The sequence below is a fragment of the Methanothermococcus jasoni genome (assembly GCF_049075655.1).
Taxonomy (GTDB): domain Archaea; phylum AGJL01; class Methanococci; order Methanococcales; family Methanococcaceae; genus Methanofervidicoccus.
Map to the genome: position 1 here is coordinate 173,381 of NZ_CP157522.1, position 17,754 is coordinate 191,134.

Annotated in this window: 15 protein-coding genes; 2 read left to right on the plus strand and 13 right to left on the minus strand. The window is 32.8% G+C overall.

Annotated elements, in window-relative coordinates; all coding sequences use genetic code 11:
- Nucleotides 1-23: 23 nt before the first annotated feature.
- Together Mjas_RS00875 and Mjas_RS00880 are read right to left on the minus strand one after the other, a co-directional pair.
- Nucleotides 24-473 carry an adenylyltransferase/cytidyltransferase family protein gene (locus Mjas_RS00875; RefSeq protein ID WP_421077919.1) on the minus strand — a complete coding sequence of 150 codons (450 nt, stop codon included), beginning with the start codon at nucleotides 471-473 and terminating at the stop codon, nucleotides 24-26.
- A gap of 146 nt (nucleotides 474-619) precedes the next feature.
- Entirely contained in the window at nucleotides 620-1,666 is a 1,047-nt protein-coding gene (locus Mjas_RS00880) for an AI-2E family transporter (RefSeq protein ID WP_421077920.1), read from the minus strand.
- Between the two features lie 99 nt (nucleotides 1,667-1,765).
- On the opposite strand from Mjas_RS00880, the gene Mjas_RS00885 reads away from it, so the two are divergent.
- Nucleotides 1,766-3,682 carry an aldehyde ferredoxin oxidoreductase C-terminal domain-containing protein gene (locus Mjas_RS00885; protein WP_421077921.1) on the plus strand — a complete coding sequence of 639 codons (1,917 nt, stop codon included), beginning with the start codon at nucleotides 1,766-1,768 and terminating at the stop codon, nucleotides 3,680-3,682.
- Between the two features lie 422 nt (nucleotides 3,683-4,104).
- On the opposite strand, the gene gatB is transcribed toward Mjas_RS00885, so the two are convergent.
- Both gatB and Mjas_RS00895 read right to left on the minus strand, forming a co-directional pair.
- Nucleotides 4,105-5,517 carry an Asp-tRNA(Asn)/Glu-tRNA(Gln) amidotransferase subunit GatB gene (gene gatB / locus Mjas_RS00890; protein WP_421077922.1) on the minus strand — a complete coding sequence of 471 codons (1,413 nt, stop codon included), beginning with the start codon at nucleotides 5,515-5,517 and terminating at the stop codon, nucleotides 4,105-4,107.
- A gap of 114 nt (nucleotides 5,518-5,631) precedes the next feature.
- A complete protein-coding gene (locus Mjas_RS00895; RefSeq protein WP_421077923.1) occupies nucleotides 5,632-7,107 on the minus strand; it encodes a (R)-citramalate synthase in 1,476 nt (491 codons plus the stop codon).
- A gap of 229 nt (nucleotides 7,108-7,336) precedes the next feature.
- On the opposite strand from Mjas_RS00895, the gene Mjas_RS00900 reads away from it, so the two are divergent.
- Nucleotides 7,337-8,731 (plus strand): aspartate kinase, encoded by a 1,395-nt coding sequence (locus tag Mjas_RS00900; protein ID WP_421077924.1) that lies wholly within the window; start codon nucleotides 7,337-7,339, stop codon nucleotides 8,729-8,731.
- Nucleotides 8,732-8,797: 66 nt separating this feature from the next.
- Here Mjas_RS00900 and Mjas_RS00905 read toward each other — a convergent pair whose 3' ends face one another.
- The 9 genes from Mjas_RS00905 to Mjas_RS00945 all read right to left on the minus strand — a co-directional run bounded on the left by Mjas_RS00905 (nucleotide 8,798) and on the right by Mjas_RS00945 (nucleotide 17,729).
- The gene (locus Mjas_RS00905) at nucleotides 8,798-9,997 is read right to left on the minus strand and encodes a CBS domain-containing protein (RefSeq protein WP_421077925.1); all 1,200 of its coding nucleotides are present in this window, start codon (nucleotides 9,995-9,997) and stop codon (nucleotides 8,798-8,800) included.
- A 234-nt stretch (nucleotides 9,998-10,231) separates the two neighbouring features.
- A complete protein-coding gene (purQ, locus tag Mjas_RS00910) occupies nucleotides 10,232-10,915 on the minus strand; it encodes a phosphoribosylformylglycinamidine synthase I (RefSeq protein WP_421077926.1) in 684 nt (227 codons plus the stop codon).
- Between the two features lie 90 nt (nucleotides 10,916-11,005).
- Nucleotides 11,006-11,305 carry a histone family protein gene (locus tag Mjas_RS00915; RefSeq protein ID WP_421077927.1) on the minus strand — a complete coding sequence of 100 codons (300 nt, stop codon included), beginning with the start codon at nucleotides 11,303-11,305 and terminating at the stop codon, nucleotides 11,006-11,008.
- A 157-nt stretch (nucleotides 11,306-11,462) separates the two neighbouring features.
- Nucleotides 11,463-13,115 carry a dihydroxy-acid dehydratase gene (gene ilvD / locus Mjas_RS00920; protein WP_421077928.1) on the minus strand — a complete coding sequence of 551 codons (1,653 nt, stop codon included), beginning with the start codon at nucleotides 13,113-13,115 and terminating at the stop codon, nucleotides 11,463-11,465.
- A 128-nt stretch (nucleotides 13,116-13,243) separates the two neighbouring features.
- On the minus strand, nucleotides 13,244-14,515 hold the full coding sequence (locus tag Mjas_RS00925) for a flippase (protein ID WP_421077929.1): 1,272 nt from the start codon (nucleotides 14,513-14,515) through the stop codon (nucleotides 13,244-13,246).
- 33 nt (nucleotides 14,516-14,548) lie between these two features.
- Nucleotides 14,549-17,035, minus strand: coding sequence for an EcoAI/FtnUII family type I restriction enzme subunit R (gene hsdR / locus Mjas_RS00930; RefSeq protein ID WP_421077930.1), 2,487 nt, complete (start codon nucleotides 17,033-17,035; stop codon nucleotides 14,549-14,551).
- A gap of 77 nt (nucleotides 17,036-17,112) precedes the next feature.
- Entirely contained in the window at nucleotides 17,113-17,265 is a 153-nt protein-coding gene (locus tag Mjas_RS00935; protein WP_421078544.1) for a DUF86 domain-containing protein, read from the minus strand.
- Nucleotides 17,266-17,302: 37 nt separating this feature from the next.
- Complete coding sequence (locus Mjas_RS00940; RefSeq protein WP_421077931.1) at nucleotides 17,303-17,440, minus strand: DUF86 domain-containing protein; 138 nt, start codon at nucleotides 17,438-17,440, stop codon at nucleotides 17,303-17,305.
- Nucleotides 17,424-17,729 (minus strand): nucleotidyltransferase family protein, encoded by a 306-nt coding sequence (locus Mjas_RS00945; RefSeq protein ID WP_421077932.1) that lies wholly within the window; start codon nucleotides 17,727-17,729, stop codon nucleotides 17,424-17,426. Before Mjas_RS00945 ends, Mjas_RS00940 begins: the two co-directional genes overlap by 17 nt.
- Nucleotides 17,730-17,754: the final 25 nt, after the last annotated feature.

The following is a 17,754-nucleotide window of genomic DNA, read 5'->3' on the forward strand; positions in this document are numbered from 1 at the left end:
TATATTATTTATGTTTGTAAATATTACAATTCTTTATTGCACCATCTTTTAACTATTTCTTTAACTATATCATAAGAGCTATGGAATGGACATTTTGTATAATTCTCAACCTTCACAACCTCTGTTTTTAAATCATGTTTTTTCAATTCATCCTTTAACTCTTGGATTTTAAATGTGGTCTGGTCAGGACCTAATACTATAAAATCTGGTTTTATTTTTAATATTGGTTCTAATTTGTCAGTTAAACTTCCAAGTATTGCTTTATCAACTGGTTTAATTGCTTCAACCATCATCCGTCGCTGTTCTTCTGGAATTATGGGCTTTCTCCCCTTTATCTTTTTTACAGTCTCATCTCGTGCTATGATAACGATTAATTCATCTCCCAAACTTTTTGCGTAATTTAACGTATTATAATGCCCAGGATGTAATAAATCAAAAGTCCCGGCTGTCATCACTATCTTCTTTTTTCTCATGCTATCATCTTTTTAAGTATAATAATACATTCACAATTATTTTATCATTATTTTATTTTTATAATATCAAATAGTATTTTAACCTTTTTAACCATTATTTATTTTTCCTTCTTTTTCTGTTTAATCTTATTATATACTCCCTTTATCTACTTACTTATATTTCCGTATTTTTCCTTTAATTTCACCTTCCATATGGCATCAAATGCCCCAACAATTAAAGGACCTATTGCAAATCCTCCAAGTCCCAATGTAAGTGGTCCCACTAAAAAGGCTATTAAAATTAGAGAAGGATGAACATCGCTTTCTTTTTTGACTATTAAAGGCCTTATAATAAAATCCGGCAGAGTAGATAAGAATATCGCACCAAATAACAACAATTCGATACCCTTTAATACCTCACCTACTATTATGTAATATATTGAAATAGGGATATATACCGCCCATCCCCCAATTATTGGCAAAAGTGCAAAAACACCAGTTATAACTGCCAAAATAAATGCATTTGGGATTCCAATTATATAATACCCAATGCCTGAAATCACACCAATAACAATAGATGTTAGAACATTTCCAATAAATAGGTTCTTATAAGATTCATTTAAATTATTTAGAAACAGTTCTGTTTTTTTATGGTATTTATCAGGCACCTGAGCCAATATTGCCTTTTTAACCATATGTCCATCCTTTAAAAAATAATATGTCATGAATAAAACAACCATTGTTTTTACAACCATTTCTGGCAAAATCATAATCTGAGATAATGAATTTTTTACATAAGGTTCCAAATATACCCAAGTTTGAGATAGGTATTCAAATAATGTTTTTTCATCTACCTGCCAAGAATATCCAAAAATACCTGATATTTTATACAAAACTTCATTTAAACTTTTTACTATATCTATGCTTTGTAAATCTATGCTTTGTATATTAATTTGCTGTAAAAATACTACCAATTCTTTTAATACTATGTATCCTACAATAACCGTTGGTATGATAAATACCAATAGGCATATCAATGCAGCAATGGAATTTCCCGCATATGGTTTAATTTTATCATATATTGGTTTTCCCATATATGCAAATGCACATGAAAGAGCTAGCGTGTCTAAAAAGGGATATACCATATACATAATAGACAAAAACACTACTAAAATAAATATTTTCATTAACAATCTATATTCATCGTTGTTCATATTTTACCCCCTAAAATATATGGTTAAATATTAGTAATTATATATCATTGGTTATACATTATTAAAATATAAAAGTTTATAAAAAAATCGGTGAGGGGTATGAATATATTAATAGATGCTTCAAATGAAAAATACGAAATTATAAATAAAGAATTTTTTCCGCTAAACTGGGGCATATATCTCCATAATAAATATGAAACATGGAAATATGACGTTTATAATGAAAATAACATATTCTGTTTTGGAAGGGGCGTTATACCCATAATAGGAGGAAATAGACTTATATTTTCATTTAGGTCTCCCCTTTGGGATGGATTCCACTTCTCCGCAATGGGCGGTGCAGGATATGTATTTAAGGACACAGGATTAAATAATGTTGCAATAATTGGAAAATGTGAAAAACCGAGTTTGTTAATATTGGACAGGGAAGGTGAAGAATTAAAAATAGATTTTATGGAACTTAAAGATTACGATATAAAAAATTATAAAAGTGTATATGATTTAAGTGAATATATATTAGAAAAATTCAATGAAAAGAATTTTAGGGCATTTGTTGTGGGTCCTGCATCATTAAATACAAACATGGGTGGAATATTTTCCCAAACTGTAAAAAACGGAAAGTTTGTTGAAGGTTCCGAGGACTGGGCTGCACGAGGTGGAGTAGGTTCTGCATTATACAGGGCTCATAACATTTTAGGAGTGGTATATTACGGTGGAAGTGAAATAATAAATGAAGAACTAAAAAAACAGAAGGATTTGGAAAAGAGATTGAGAAAAATTGTGGAGGAACACTATAACAAACCATATACAAAGGTTGTTCTCGAACATACCAAAAAATACCGATACAACGAAGAAACAGAAACTGGAGGAACTTTTGGAAATAACTATCATTATACCCTTGATATCACACCAATATTTAATTGGAGAATGCCATACATTCCCAAAAATACCAGAATAGCACTTCACAAAAAAATAATGGAATATTTTGTGGCAAGATTCAACAAAGAATCCATAGAACCTAAAAAATGGACTAACTGCGGGGAACCCTGCCCAGTATTGTGCAAAAAATATAGAAATGGTTTAAAGGTAGATTATGAGCCCTATGAAGCAAATGGTCCCTTATTGGGAATATTTGACATATATGCCACAGATAAGGTCGTGCATACTGTGGATGCCCTTGGTTTTGATGCCATAGAGTTTGGAAATTTAGCATCATGGGTATTTGAACTGCTGGATGTTGGACTTTTAAAACCAGAAGAAGTTGGAATAGATAAACCAGTATTTGATATAAATGATTTCCAAACTGACGAGGATATATTGAAAAATTCAAGCCATAATGCAGAGCTCGCGGTAAAACTTGCAAATATTGTGGCATTCAACGAAAATGAAATTGGAAAGATATTGGCACTTGGAAAAAGAAAGGCATCAAATATCTTAAATGAGAAATTTAAAGATAGGTTAAATAACAATGATGAATTCCCATATAAAAAATTTAACGACTATGCTGTTTATGTGCCTTTTGGAGATAATGGAGAAATATCTCCAACACTTTATTGGGCAATTGGAAACTTTATGCCCTATCTTATTCAAGGAAAGTATTTAACATACTACCAATGCGGAGAATTTTTAGAGCCAGAAGAACTGGCAAAACTGAGCGTTGAAAGGGTTATTGAGGAAATAACAATAGAGGATTTAGGTATTTGTAGATTCCATAGAAAGTGGATTTATCCTGTGATTGAATTACTTTTAAAGGAAATAACCGATGTAGATTTAAATTCTACAATTAAAGAGCTAATTAAAGATATTTACGAATACGATAAAAAAATAGGATATCCAAAGTATATAGAAAGCCATAGAGTTAAAGATTTAATAGTGGCTGGTGCAGAAGAGTTTGGAAATGATAAATGGGCAGTAGAGTTTGAAAATGAGGGTGAAGCAAAAATTAAAGAATACATAAAAAGAGTTCTGGATGAATACAGTAGATTATTGGAAATTGATTGGAGAATAGAGGAATAAAACCTTTCTAAGTAGGCGACAATATATTAATTCACTAATAGGCTGACCTACTCCAACGAGTGAACTCGTTGGGTTCTCGCTTACGGTAGTAAGCGAGCAACGAAATCACGAAGTGATTTCGTCTAATTTTAGTAGGGTTTAACCCTACACGGGTGGCCAAACCCACTACCCCTATCCCCGTTTAGGAGATTCAGGGCTACCTTTTGAACTTCCAACCACTACCAGCGGTAGAGTTTTCACTAACCCTACCCATAGATACTTGGACTGGTAGCGTTACTTACTATTAATCTTCTCATATTTATATTTTACTACTTACTAGCCGATATAATGTCCGCCTCTCATCCAACGATTAAAATCGTTGGCTTTCTCGGCGGTTTATCGTAAAATATAAAAGAATATAAAAAAATAAAATAATATTAATATTAATTTTTATCCAATTTCTTTTTTAGAATCTCTACGACCTTCTTAGGTTCTGCTCTTCCTCTTGTTAATTTCATTACCTGTCCCATTAGGAAGTTTAATGCAACTTTGTTTCCGCTTAAATAATCTTGCACTGCCTGAGGGTTGTTTTTTATAGCCTCATCGCAGGCATTTTCGAGAACATCATCAGAAGTAATTACAGTTAAACCGAGCTCCTCTATAATTTCCTTTGGTGATTTTTCACCCCTGTTTTCAACCATTATTTCAATTACTTTTTTACCAATCTTTTGGCTGATGGTTTTACTTGTAATTAATTTTATCAATTCCGTTAAATGTTCAGGTTTTAAATTGCTTTCAAAGAAATCTATTTTATTATATGCTAAAACCCTTCTTAATTCATTTCTTATCCAGGTTACTGCAAGACCTACATTCTCCTCATTTACTCCAAGGTCATTTACAACCTTTTCAAACACATCTGCAAGAGCCAAATCAGAAACAAGCACTTTTGCATCTTCCATTTTTATATTATATTGCTCTACAAATCTCTTTTCCTTTTCCATAGGAGTTTCAGGCATCTGAGCTTCCACTTCTTTTACCCAGTTTTCATCTATCACAATAGGCTGAAGGTCTGGGTCTGGAATATATCTATAATCATCTGCGGTTTCTTTGCTTCTCATTGCCTTTGTAATCATTTGGGATTCCATAAATGCCCTTGTTTCCCTCTTAATTTCTCCCCCTCTTCTGAGTATGTTTTTCTGTCTTATGAATTCATACTTTAAAACTTTATAAACTCCTTTGATGGAATTGACGTTCTTTACCTCAACCCTGTTTCCTTGAATACCGTTGTAATTGACAGATATATTCACATCTGCCCTCATTGTCCCTTCTCCTCTCAGATGACCTATGTATCTGAACAATCTCATGAGCTGTTTTAAAAACTCCCTAGCTTCCTCTGGGTTCTTTATATCAGGCTCAGATACTATCTCAATAAGAGGCGTTCCACTTCTGTTGTAATCTACGACCCCCAAATCAGGTTTATACTGTCCAGGGTCTTCTTCAAGATGCACCTCTGTAATACCAACGCCTAAAAAGTTTCCATTAACGCCTATTGGAACAGAGGTTCTTTGGTATCCACTAGGTAAATCAGGATAATTATAGTGTTTTCTCTGGAAGTAAATGTCTTTATCCAAAACTATCTCACATCCGAGCATTTTTGCCACCATAATTGCTATATCCACTGCCTTTTTATTTGGTGGCATTGGTCGAGCTCCGGGATGTGCTATACACACAGGGCAAATATTCGTGTTTGGTGGGACATCGTTATAATTTGTAGGGCATCTACAAAACAATTTAGATTTTGTATCGACCTGAACATGTATTTCTAATCCACATTTCATAGACACATTTTCATCCATGTAATCACCGTAAAAATATAATTTTAATTATTTTAAATAATATTACAACCAGTATTTAAAGTTTTTATAAATATGTAAAATAATCAAAAATCCATGTTTATAAAAAATAAGGAATTAAATTAATAAATTTATACCTTCCATCACAGCTTCAACAGATGCTCTTACAATATCCCCCTGGGCATTTTTAACCTCAACCACTTCATGACCTCTTCTCAACTTAACAACCACTTCAACAAGGGCATCTGTTCCACCACCTATGGATTTTACATGGTAATCCTCTAATGTAATATCTGCAACACCACTTAATGCCTTTCTTATAGCATTTATTGCAGCATCCACAGGACCAACACCAAATGCAGTTTCTATAAGCTGTTCCTTTTTACACTCATCTGCAAAGTCCAGTCTGATTGAAGCTACTGGTGTTATTTTGTTTCCAGACACAACAGTGAGCTCATCCAATAGTATTTTTTTCTCAACAGATTCTCCTTTTACTTCGTTTATTATTGTTTTTAAATCAATATCTGAAATGTATTTTCCTAAATCCCCGAGATTTTTTATTTTATCATATACCTTTTCAAATTCTTCATTTGTAAGTTTTATATCCATAAGTTCAAGTTTGTATTTTAAAGCCGCCTTTCCGCTGTGTTTTCCAAGTATTATCCTTCTTCTATTCCCAACAGCTTCTGGTGATATTGGTTCATAGGTCTGAGTGTTTTTAATAAGTCCATCAACGTGTATTCCTGCCTCATGGGCAAAGGCATTGTCTCCCACTATTGCTTTGTTTGGTGGGACTGGTAACTTCATCAATCTTGATACAACTCTTGATGTTTCGTAGAGTTTTTCAGTCTTTACATTCGTTTTAATATCATAAAGTGTATGAAGTGCCATTACAACCTCTTCAAGTGATGAGTTTCCTGCCCTCTCACCTATTCCATTTATTGTTAAGTGGCACTGCTGAGCTCCTCCTCTTATTGCTGAAATTGTATTTGCAGTAGCCATTCCAAAATCATTATGGCAGTGGGCAGATACAGGAACTGGCACATTTTCGCTTAGGGTTTTAAACAATTCATAAGACCTCTCCGGTGTTAAAACTCCAACAGTATCGCATACGCACGCCCTATCTGCCCCCAACTCTGCACCTCTATTGAAAAGTTCTATTAAAAACTCCACATCGCTTCTTGTGGCATCCTCTGCGGAGAGCTCTACAATCAAACCATGTTCTTTTGCATGTTCAACAGCTTTTAGTGCTGATTCAAGGGTTTCCTCTTTTGTTTTTCTCAGTTTATATTTCATATGTATTTCTGATGTTGGAACCACAAGATGAACACTATCTACATCACATTCAAGAGCATAATCTATATCAACAGGCAGAGCTCTTACAAAGGAACATATTTCAGCATTCAAATCCTGTTTGGTTATAAGTTTTATACCTTCTCGCTCTCCCTTGGATGTTATAGCACTTCCTGCTTCTATTATATCTACCCCTAATTCATCCAGTTTTAAAGCTATTTCAAGTTTTTCATTTGGAGTTAAAGAAACCCCCGGGGTTTGTTCTCCGTCTCTCAATGTAGTATCAAATATCTTTACCATAAAAATCACTCAATTCTTAATTATGCATTTAAAATATTCCTAATATAAATTTAATATCATGTATTATAGCTCAATACCATTAACAATTAATCATTATAAATTTATAAAAACTTTTTTATATTCTATTGGATTATACAATAATGATTAATTTATAGCAGTATTATTTAATTCTTATCCATATTTATAATAGGACGTTAAGTTTATTTATAATTTTAACTTAGGTGATTTTGTGGTTACAGTAATGAAATTTGGTGGAACTTCCGTAGGCGATGGAAAAAGAATAAGAAATGTAGCAAAAATAGCAATAAACAAAAAAAAGGAAGACAAGGATGTCGTAGTTGTAACCTCTGCAATGACACAAATAACAAACTCCCTTGTAGAGATTTCTAAACAGGCACTAGATGTAAGAGATATTGCTAAAATTAATAATTTTATGGAAGAGATAAAAGAAAAACACGAAAATGCCATAGTAGATGCAATTAAAGACGATAAAATAAGGGATGATGTAAGAAAAATAATCCAAAGTTCAATAGACGAACTGGAAAAGGTATTAATAGGTGTGGCATACCTTGGAGAATTAACTCCGAAATCTAAGGATTACATACTTTCATTTGGTGAAAGATTATCCGCTCCAATTTTAAGCGGTGCTATTAGAGATTTAGGAAACGACTCCTTATTCCTTACAGGTGGCGAAGCAGGAATCATTACCGACGATAATTATGGCTGTGCAAGACCATTAAAATTGGAAGTCAGACAGAGAATAACTCCGCTTTTAAATGAAAATATAATACCTGTTATCACAGGATTCATTGGTGGAACAGAAAAAGGAGAAATAACAACATTCGGAAGAGGAGGAAGTGATTACTCTGCTGCATTGGTAGGTGCAGGACTTGAAGCAGATATGGTTGAGATATGGACAGATGTTAGCGGAATACTCACCTCAGACCCAAGAATAGTTGAGAATGTTAGAAGGATTCCAAAAATGTCATACATTGAAGCCATGGAGCTCGCATACTTCGGTGCAAAGGTTCTTCATCCAAGAACAGTTGAGCCATTAATGGAAAAAAACATTCCTTTAAGGATTAAAAACACATTTGAACCTGAAAATGAAGGAACATTAATTACAAATGACCAAGAATTAAGCGACAATATTATAAAGGCAATATCTGCCATAAAAGATGTATTTTTAATAAACATATTTGGTGCGGGGATGGTTGGCGTAAGTGGCACAGCCGCGAGAATATTCTCAGCACTTGGAAGGGCCGATGCAAATGTAATATTAATTACCCAAGGTTCATCAGAAACAAACATCTCCATTGTAATATACGGCGATGGGCTGGAAGCTGAAAACTGCATAAAAGAACTTAAAAAAGAGTTTAAAGGCAGCCCGCTGATAAAAGATATATCCATTGATGATAATGTATGTGTAGTTTCAGTAGTTGGAGCAGGTATGAAAGGTTCCAAAGGCATAGCTGGAAAACTCTTTGCCGCAGTTGCTGAAAGTGGGGCAAATATAAAGATGATTGCACAAGGTTCATCAGAGGTAAATATATCATTTGTAATTGGTGAGGATGAGCTCGAAAAATGTTTGCAGACACTCCATAAAACATTTATTGAAAAATAAATAATAATAAAATAAAATATAAAAAAACTAAAAATAAAATAATATATAAAAATAAAAAAATTTATTTTATTCTACAACTTTTTTGTTGTTCTTTGGATGTCTTTTTTCCTTATCTATTTCCATCTGTTTTAAAACTGAATCTAAGGCATCCTTTAATACTTCTATGAAATCCCATCTCTGTTTTTCAACTACGAGCTGGATATCCTCCCCTTCCATTTCCATTCTTTTTGCGGTGGATAATTTAGGCTTTCCTTCTGCAACATAAAGTTTTCTTGGAGTTTTTACATATACTTTAACTATATAGTATGGAACCCCTCCTTTATCGTGCTCTTTTTTCATTACAATTTTAATCCAGTGGAGTCTTTTAGACTGCTTTGCTATTTTTTTAACTTCTGTCATTAAAATTCTTTCTGCGAGCTCTCTCATTTCTTCATCAAATTCACCATGGAGCTCCACTTCAATTACAGATTCTTCTCTTAAATTCTTTATATATTTCATTATATCTATTCTTGTAACAATTCCTCTTAATGTTCCTTTTTTGGTAACCGGAACTCCTCTGATGTCGTGTTTCTCCATCAACTTTGCCACATCAGCAATTGATGATTCTACATCCGCAGTGATAAGTGGGGAGTTCATAATCATAGATACTGGCTGAGCCATTCTTGGAACTTTCTCCCCCGCATACTCTCCAACGGTCATTTTTTTCTTAGGTTTAAATACTTTCCTTAAAATGTCATCCTCGGTAACTATCCCTATTGGGTCTCCTTCTTCATCGAGAACTACCAACCTTCCGATGTTGTATTTTCTCATTAAGCTCCTAGCTTTACCTATGCTTTCATCTTTATCAATTGTAATTGGACTTCTTGTCATTATCTTAGTTACTTTAACATCTTTTAGGAGCTCCGATTTTCCTGCCCTTTTCATTATGTCATAGTCAGTTACAATTCCTACTAATTTTCCGTTTTCATCCACAATAGGTGCGGCTCTTTGACCACTGCCTATTATTTCACATACTGCATCCATTACTGGCGTGTTTTGGTCGATACAATGTGGTTTAAACATCAAAGCCTCAACATTTTCATTTAATGATGATGCTAAAAGTAAATCATGTATTGTTATCATATGTATGTTTTCATTTTCATCCATAACTATTAAGTTGTGGAAGTTGTGGCTTTCCATTACCCCTATCGCCTTTGATATTGGAGTGTCTGGCGTGATTGTAATCACGTCTTTTGTTGCTATCTCTATTACGGGTTCGTTTAACATACCCTCACCTCATTGCCGTATTGTCAATAAATATATGAAAATAATGCTATTTAAACTTTTGGAGCGAAGCAGAGAGCTATATAAATCCGAAGGATTTTTATTCAATATATTGATATATTTCGTTTTATTTAATATGGAAAATATGGAATGGAATGTCGCCAATAATGGTGAAAATAAAAAAATAAAAAAGAAAATGAAAAAAAGAAGATTGTATATTATTCCAGTTAATCATCTTTATTCGTTCATTAACATTCCTTTAAACATGTTTAACCCATCATCAGAACCCAATACTTTTTCGCTGGCCCTCTCTGGATGAGGCATTAATAAAACGCAGTTTCCATTTTCATTGCATACTCCTGCTATGTTATCAACTGAACCGTTTGGATTGGCATCTTCGGTAATTTCTCCGTTTTCATCGCAGTATTTAAATACTATCATATTCTTTTTATACATCTCTTGGAGTGTATCATCATCGGTGTAAAATCTACCTTCTGCATGAGCTATTGGTATCTTTAAAACATCTCCTTTTTTGTAGCATTTTGTAAATGGAGTGTTGTTGTTTTCAACTCTTATATAAACCCATTTACATATGAATCTTGCATTTATGTTATTTGTTAATGTTCCGTATGAAAAACCTGCTTCCAATCCTATCTGAGCTCCGTTGCAAATACCCAATACTGGTTTTCCATCATCAACCATCTTTTTTAATCCCTGTATTACTGGTGTTTTTGAGCTTATGGCACCTGCTCTTAAATAATCTCCGTAGGAAAACCCGCCGGGTATTACCGCACCTTTAAATTTGCTCAAATCAGTCTCAGAGAACCATACCAATTCTGGTTTTCCTCCTGCTAATTCAATAGCATGACATACATCTTTATCACAATTTGTGCCCAAAAATTTTACAACTGCAATGTCCATATTATCACTATAAATAATATATTGAAATTATTGTATCATTTAAATTATGATTATATTATAATTATGTTAGAATATATTAACTATAAATGATTATTCCCTTTTTAATTCAGAAGCTAAAACCTTTAAAAATTCTTTTGTTAATATATTAACTTTTTCAGTTCTTTCTGCTATTTCCATAATTTTTACTCTTAATCTCTCTTCATCACAGCATTCAATATCCCTTGCTTTGATGGTTTTTCTCTTATCTTTTCTCGCGTTTTCCTCTGCCAATTTTGTTGTGGTTACGATGTATTCTTGTAAAATTTCCACAAGCTTTTCAACCGATTCAGCAGATATGTTCATATCTGTATTTTCCTTCATCAGCCTCTTAACTGTCCCTTTTGGTATCATAATAAAACCTCCTGTTTTAAATACTAAATAGATATTGTGTTTAAATTTATTTAAAGTTTATGCATATTTTTTAAAATATTTTGATAGATGTTGGTAAAATAAAAAATAAAATATAATTGGCAGAAATAACTTAAAAATAAATTATAATAAAGGGGAATTATTTCAACACCGCCCCTTCATCTGCGGAAGATACCAATCTTGAATATCTTGCCAAATAGCCTTTTTTAACCTTTGGCTCTGGTTTTTCCCATTTTGAGAGCCTTTCCTTTATTTCTTCATCGCTTAATTTTAACTCAATTTTTTTAGCAATCATGTCTATGCTGATTATGTCGCCATCTTCGATTATGGCAATAGGTCCACCAGCCATAGCCTCGGGGGATATATGCCCTATACATGGTCCCCTACTTCCACCGCTGAACCTACCATCTGTAATTAGTGCAACGCTGTCATCCAATCCCATACCACATATAGCAGATGTTGGGGAGAGCATTTCTCTCATTCCAGGTCCTCCTGCTGGTCCTTCGTATCTTATTACAACAACATCTCCCTCTTTAATGTCTCCGCTGAGTATTGCTTTTATGGATTCCTCCTCTGAATCAAACACTCTCGCAGGTCCCTGGTGCTTATACATCTTTGGATTTACTGCACCAATCTTAACAACACATCCATTTGGTGCGAGATTTCCCTTTAAAATCCTTAAACCTGCCTCTTTATGAACTGGTTTATCCATTGGTCTTATAATGCTGTAATCGATATATTTTACGCCGTTTATAATTTCTTTTATGGTTTTTCCACTTACTGTTTTTGCGTCCCTTACCTTCTCTTCCAAAACCTTTAATACTGCTGGAATACCCCCTGCCTTGTGTAAATCAATTATAAAGTGCTCTCCACCAGGTCTAAGGGATGCTATGTGTGGAACTTCATCACTTAATCTGTCAAAGTCATCAAGTGTGATGAATCCCCTTTCTATCTCATTGGCTATTGCAGGTATGTGGAGTGTTGTATTTGTGGAACCACCAAGTGCCAAATCAACCAATATGGCATTTTCAAAGGATTCCTTTGTTAATATGTCCGTTGGTTTTATGTTGTTTTTCACTAAATCAACTACTCTCATCCCGCTTTTTTTCGCAATTCTTACCTTCTGAGCATCGACAGCAGGAGTTGTTGCACACATTGGGAGTGATAAACCGAGTGCCTCTGTTAAACATGCCATACTGTTTGCGGTGAATAATCCTGCACAGCTCCCAGCACCTGGGCAGGCACAGTTTTCAATCTCACTTAATGCCTCTTCATCAATTTTTCCAACCTGGTATTCCCCAACTCCTTCAAATACGCTTATAAGGTCATACTTCTTTCCGTGCATTTCTCCCGGGAGCATAGGACCCCCAGTCACTACAACAAATGGTATGTTTAACCTCAGAGCTCCCATTATCATACCGGGAACTATTTTATCACAGGATGGAATAAGCACCAATCCATCAAATCCATGTGCCTTAGCCATGCTTTCTACTGTATCTGCGATTATTTCCCTTGAAGGTAGGGAATACCTCATACCCTCATGCCCCATGGCTATACCATCACATACCGCCATGGTGTTGAATTCAAATGCAGTTCCGCCGTTTGCATATATTCCTTTTTTTACAGCTTCTGCAAGAGTGTTCAAATGAATATGTCCTGGAACCACTTCTGTGAAGCTATTTACAACCCCTATAAAAGGTCTGTTTATTTCTTCATCAGTGTATCCGCATGCCTTCAATAAACTTCTGTTTGGAGACCTTGTAATGCCTGTTTTCACATTGTCGCTTATCATCTCATCACCTATTGCATCAATAAAAATCAAAATAAAATAATTATTCAAATAATATAAATATATTTATTTATAAAGTTATATATCAAAACTAATTATTATTTATTTTTCTTATTTTTCTTATTGTAGTTTTAACTTTTTATTTTATCCTTTTTATACTGTATAAACAACAAAATCATCAAGAATATAGATATTGAAGATATTAATGTTGCATAAGCTCCCCCGATTATCCCAAGTTTGTTTATAAGCGCATAATTTAGAACACCATTTAATACTATGCCAAATAACAGGATATACAACGGTATCTTAGCATAACCTAAACCTTGAAGTGAAGAACTGCATATTGTATATGAGCTCATAAACCCCGCAGAAATTGATAATATTTTTAAACATATTGATGCTAGATAATCATCCACTCCAAAGAAAATCATTAAAAACTCTTTTGAAAATATAAACGCCATTGCAAGGACTGGAAGAATTATTAAAAAGTTCATTAAAAGTGCTTTTTTAAAGTAGTTGAAATCCTTTGTTTTTGCTATTCTCGGTATCAACGGAATGGATATTGCAGAAGCAAACAAAAAGACTCCTCTGGAAAGTAGGGAAGCATAACCATAAATACCGTTATCATAAGCCCCTAATATTGACATTATAAATATGCTGTCCAAATCATTTAAAAGACGATAGGACGCCGTTCCCAAAGCTATTGGAATGGCATATAACAATATTTTTTTAACAAGTTCTTTATTTTCATTTAGGGATGATTTAAATGATGATGCACCGATATTAAAAGATTTTCTCAACAAATAAAAGCCAAAAATCCCGCCAACAATATATGCAAATGATATGGACAGCAGAGCTCCGAAGACTCCAAACAATGATGCAAAAATTATCACAAATAATATCTTAAAGGTGTGTTCTATTACCCATGTTTTGGAGAGCTCCTTTATCTTTAACATACCCTGCAAAACTCCCCTATTCCAAGATATAAAAGATGAAGATATTATTGCAAACCCAACTGCAAGGTATAATGTGATGTCTATATTTTTATATCCCCCACCAAGTATGTATTTTAACAAAATTGTAATCAGAGCTCCGACAACTGAAAAAATCAGCATAATCTTTAAAACAGATACAATCCATTCATTGTTATTTTTTGTCTGAAATTCGGAAATGTGTTTTGCCATTGACGGCGGGATACCTGAGCAAAAAAATATTGTCATTACATCCATCAACGGCAAAAGTCCCCTAAGTGTCCCAAATCCTTCTGTTCCAAGGATAAGAGCAGTTAAAAAATAAAATACATAAGCCATTCCCTTTGAATAAATGTTTGAAAAAATCATGTAAAAACTGTCCTTTACCAGTCCATCCTTTTTTAAATTCTTAAATTTTTTAAATTTCAACATGTTTATCACTAAAAAGAAAAATAGTTTATTTATTCAGTTTGCCTTTGTATAAATTTCATTGTCATAGATATGTTTTTTAATATAATTTAAAAAGTTAGGTATATTTGACCCAAGTGCATTTTTTAATTTAGTTAGGGCATTTTTTCTCTTCATATCTGGTGTTTTTAAGGCATTTGGTGATAGGTTATCAATACCTCCCTTCTTATACTTTTCAAGTAATGAAAAGGCGATTTCTCGTATATCCTCGCCGTATTTGTTTATATGCTGGATATGGGCATTTATAAAGTAATTTACTCTTTCATCCTTTGTCAATAATGGAGCATCAAAAACCAAGTGAGCAATAATATCAAAGGTATCGTAATCCAATTTATTTTCGAGCTTTTTTATGAGCTCTACATCTATATTTTTTTCTTTGAGCTTATTTAGAAATTCCTTTCTTAAATTGTCGTTAATCCACATATTTTTTAAATCCTCCGTGGTATGAACTTCTTTTAATATATTCTCCTTTGTGTATTGTTTATACTCTGCGAAGGATATTTTATTTCCATCAAACTCTATATCTATTTCTTCGGCAATTTCTACATTTATACCTCTTACGGTAATGGTTTTAGGTTTCTTTTTTATAGGTTTTAATTCAAATATGGGATTTTCTATTTCTTTTAAATCGTTTAGGCTTATTTTCTTTTTTAAGGTTCTATACCCCTCCTTTGATATTGTAAGTGGTAAAAGTTTGTTTGATGGTAGTTCGTTTAATTCAAAGTGCCCGTTTTTTTCGGATAATACTTCTTTTTTAAATCTTTCAATTTTTATTATTACTTTTGCATCTGATATCGGTTCTTTTGTGTTTTTATCAATTACAAAACCTTTTAATGATTTATTGTATGGTTTTTCTGGCTTTTCTTCGTCTGGTGATGTTATTGGGGATGGTATTTCCCATTTATCAATTAATCTTGTTGCGTTGGTAAAATCTATTATTCTAAAAAATCCCTTATTATCTGATAATCTCGCACCCCTTCCTACGATTTGTTTAAATAATACCCTTGAATTAACTGGTCTCATAAATACAATGTTTTTAAGATGTGGTATGTCAATACCTGTTGATAGTAAATCCACAGTTGTGGCTATTTGTGGGTAAAGGTTTTCATTATCTCTAAATCGTTCTAAATCATCTTTATCTTCATAAACTATCTTTGTTGCAAATTCCTCATTGTTCGTGAGCTGGTTTAATATGCCCCTAACATTTTCCGCATGTATTGTATCTACACAAAATATTACCGTTTTTTGGCGGTCGTTTGTTCTTTTAAGAATCTCCAATAATTTTTCACACATTAGTTTTGTTCTATCTGGAAGATGAATGCTTATCTCAAATTCGGAAGGGTCATAATAATCCTTAATATCTGACTCATTTATTTCATCGTCGTAGATTATCTCTTCCGCCTGTGATATATCTACGCCGTTTAAATCAATATTTGTGAAAATTTTATGAATTTTGTAGGGGACTAAATAGCCGTCCTCTATTGCCTGTGCCATTGAATAGGTAAAAACTGGCTCTCCAAAGTATTCATAAACATCTATGTTATCTTCCCTCTTTGGTGTTGCCGTCATACCTAATTGATAGGAGTTTTTAAAATATTCTAAAATATTTCTCCATTCCCCATATCCTGAGCGGTGGCACTCATCTATAAGTATTAAATCAAAAAAATCTTCTGGTATTTTTTTATATAAATCGTTGGAATATAATGTTTGATATGTTGAAAAATAGATTTTTCTGTTTTTGTTAAAATTTCCTGATTTTATTTGATACTTGGCATCTTTAAAAGGTTCATAGTTGTCATGTGCCTGCTCTCTTAAAAATACTCGGTCTGTTAAAAATAAAACTCTTGATAGGTAGTTGCTTTTTATTAATTTCCAAACTATTTGAAAAGATGTAAAGGTTTTCCCTGTTCCTGTTGCCATTGTTAAGAGTATTCTTTTTTGACCTTTTAAAATTGATTCAATTACTTTTTTTATTGCTGTTTCTTGGTAGCTCCTTACTTTTTTGTTTGTGTTTGAATCTATGTAGTATGGGTATTCTAATGGGGATATATCTTTATATTCCAATCCTTTCCATTCTTTGTATATGGCGTATAGTTCATTTGGTGGTAAAAATTCATTAACTTCTTTTGTTTCCTTTGTTCTTCTGTCATAAACTATTATTTTTCTTCCATTTGTTGCATAGGCAATTGGAACATCCAGCATTTTGGAATATTCCATTGCCTGAGATAGTCCTGCTTCTGCATCTTTTTTGTATTTTTTTGCTTCAATTACTCCAACTATTACATTATTTATTTTTAAAACATAATCCGCAAACCTGTTTTTTATTTCGATTTTTTTATATTCGTCCCCTGCTATATAGTATCTGTATTTATTTTTTATTGGATATTCTCTTATTATGTTATTTTCTCCCCATCCTGCTTTTATTAGTTTTGGTTTTATCAGCTTTTCCTTTGTGTCTGCTTCTGATAAATTATTTAAATCCATTCTTTCCCTCAAAATTTAGTTAAAATTCATATTTATTTCTTCGGAGCTCCGGTTTATATATTATTTGTCGAGCTCTTTTAAAATTTTTTAATATCGTTTTTTAAATGTGGCAATTTATTTTCAACAACATCCCATATAATTAAAAGATTTATCTTGAAATATGAATGAATTAAAACATCTCTAAATCCTGCTATATTTTTCCAGTTGTTATCTGGATATTTAACTTTTATTCATTGGGAATCTTCTTAACAGCCTCACCAATTATCATTAGTTTTTAATTACCGCATCTTGAACCATTTGCTGTTCTGAGAACTCATCATAAGTATTGACATTATAAGTGTAATTTTCTATTCTTTCTATTGCCTCTAAAATATCATTTAAGTATAATTTATAATCCCTCGGCATATTCAACCTCGCTTAGGATGTATTTTTTTAGTTCTGGCTTAATATCATCTTTAATCACTAAATCAACTTTTTTATTAAATAAATCTTCTAAATAATATTTTAAGCCCATATAATTGTCAAAATTTATATATCCTTTTTCAAATTCTACTAAAATATCTATATCTGATGTTTCTTTCTGCTCCCCTCTTGCATAACTTCCAAATATTCCAATAGTTTTAACTTTGTATTTTTCTTTTAGTTCCTTTTTATGTTCTAAAAGTATCTTTTTTATTTCGTTTAAGGTTTTCATATTATCCCCCTTCGGAGCTCCTATA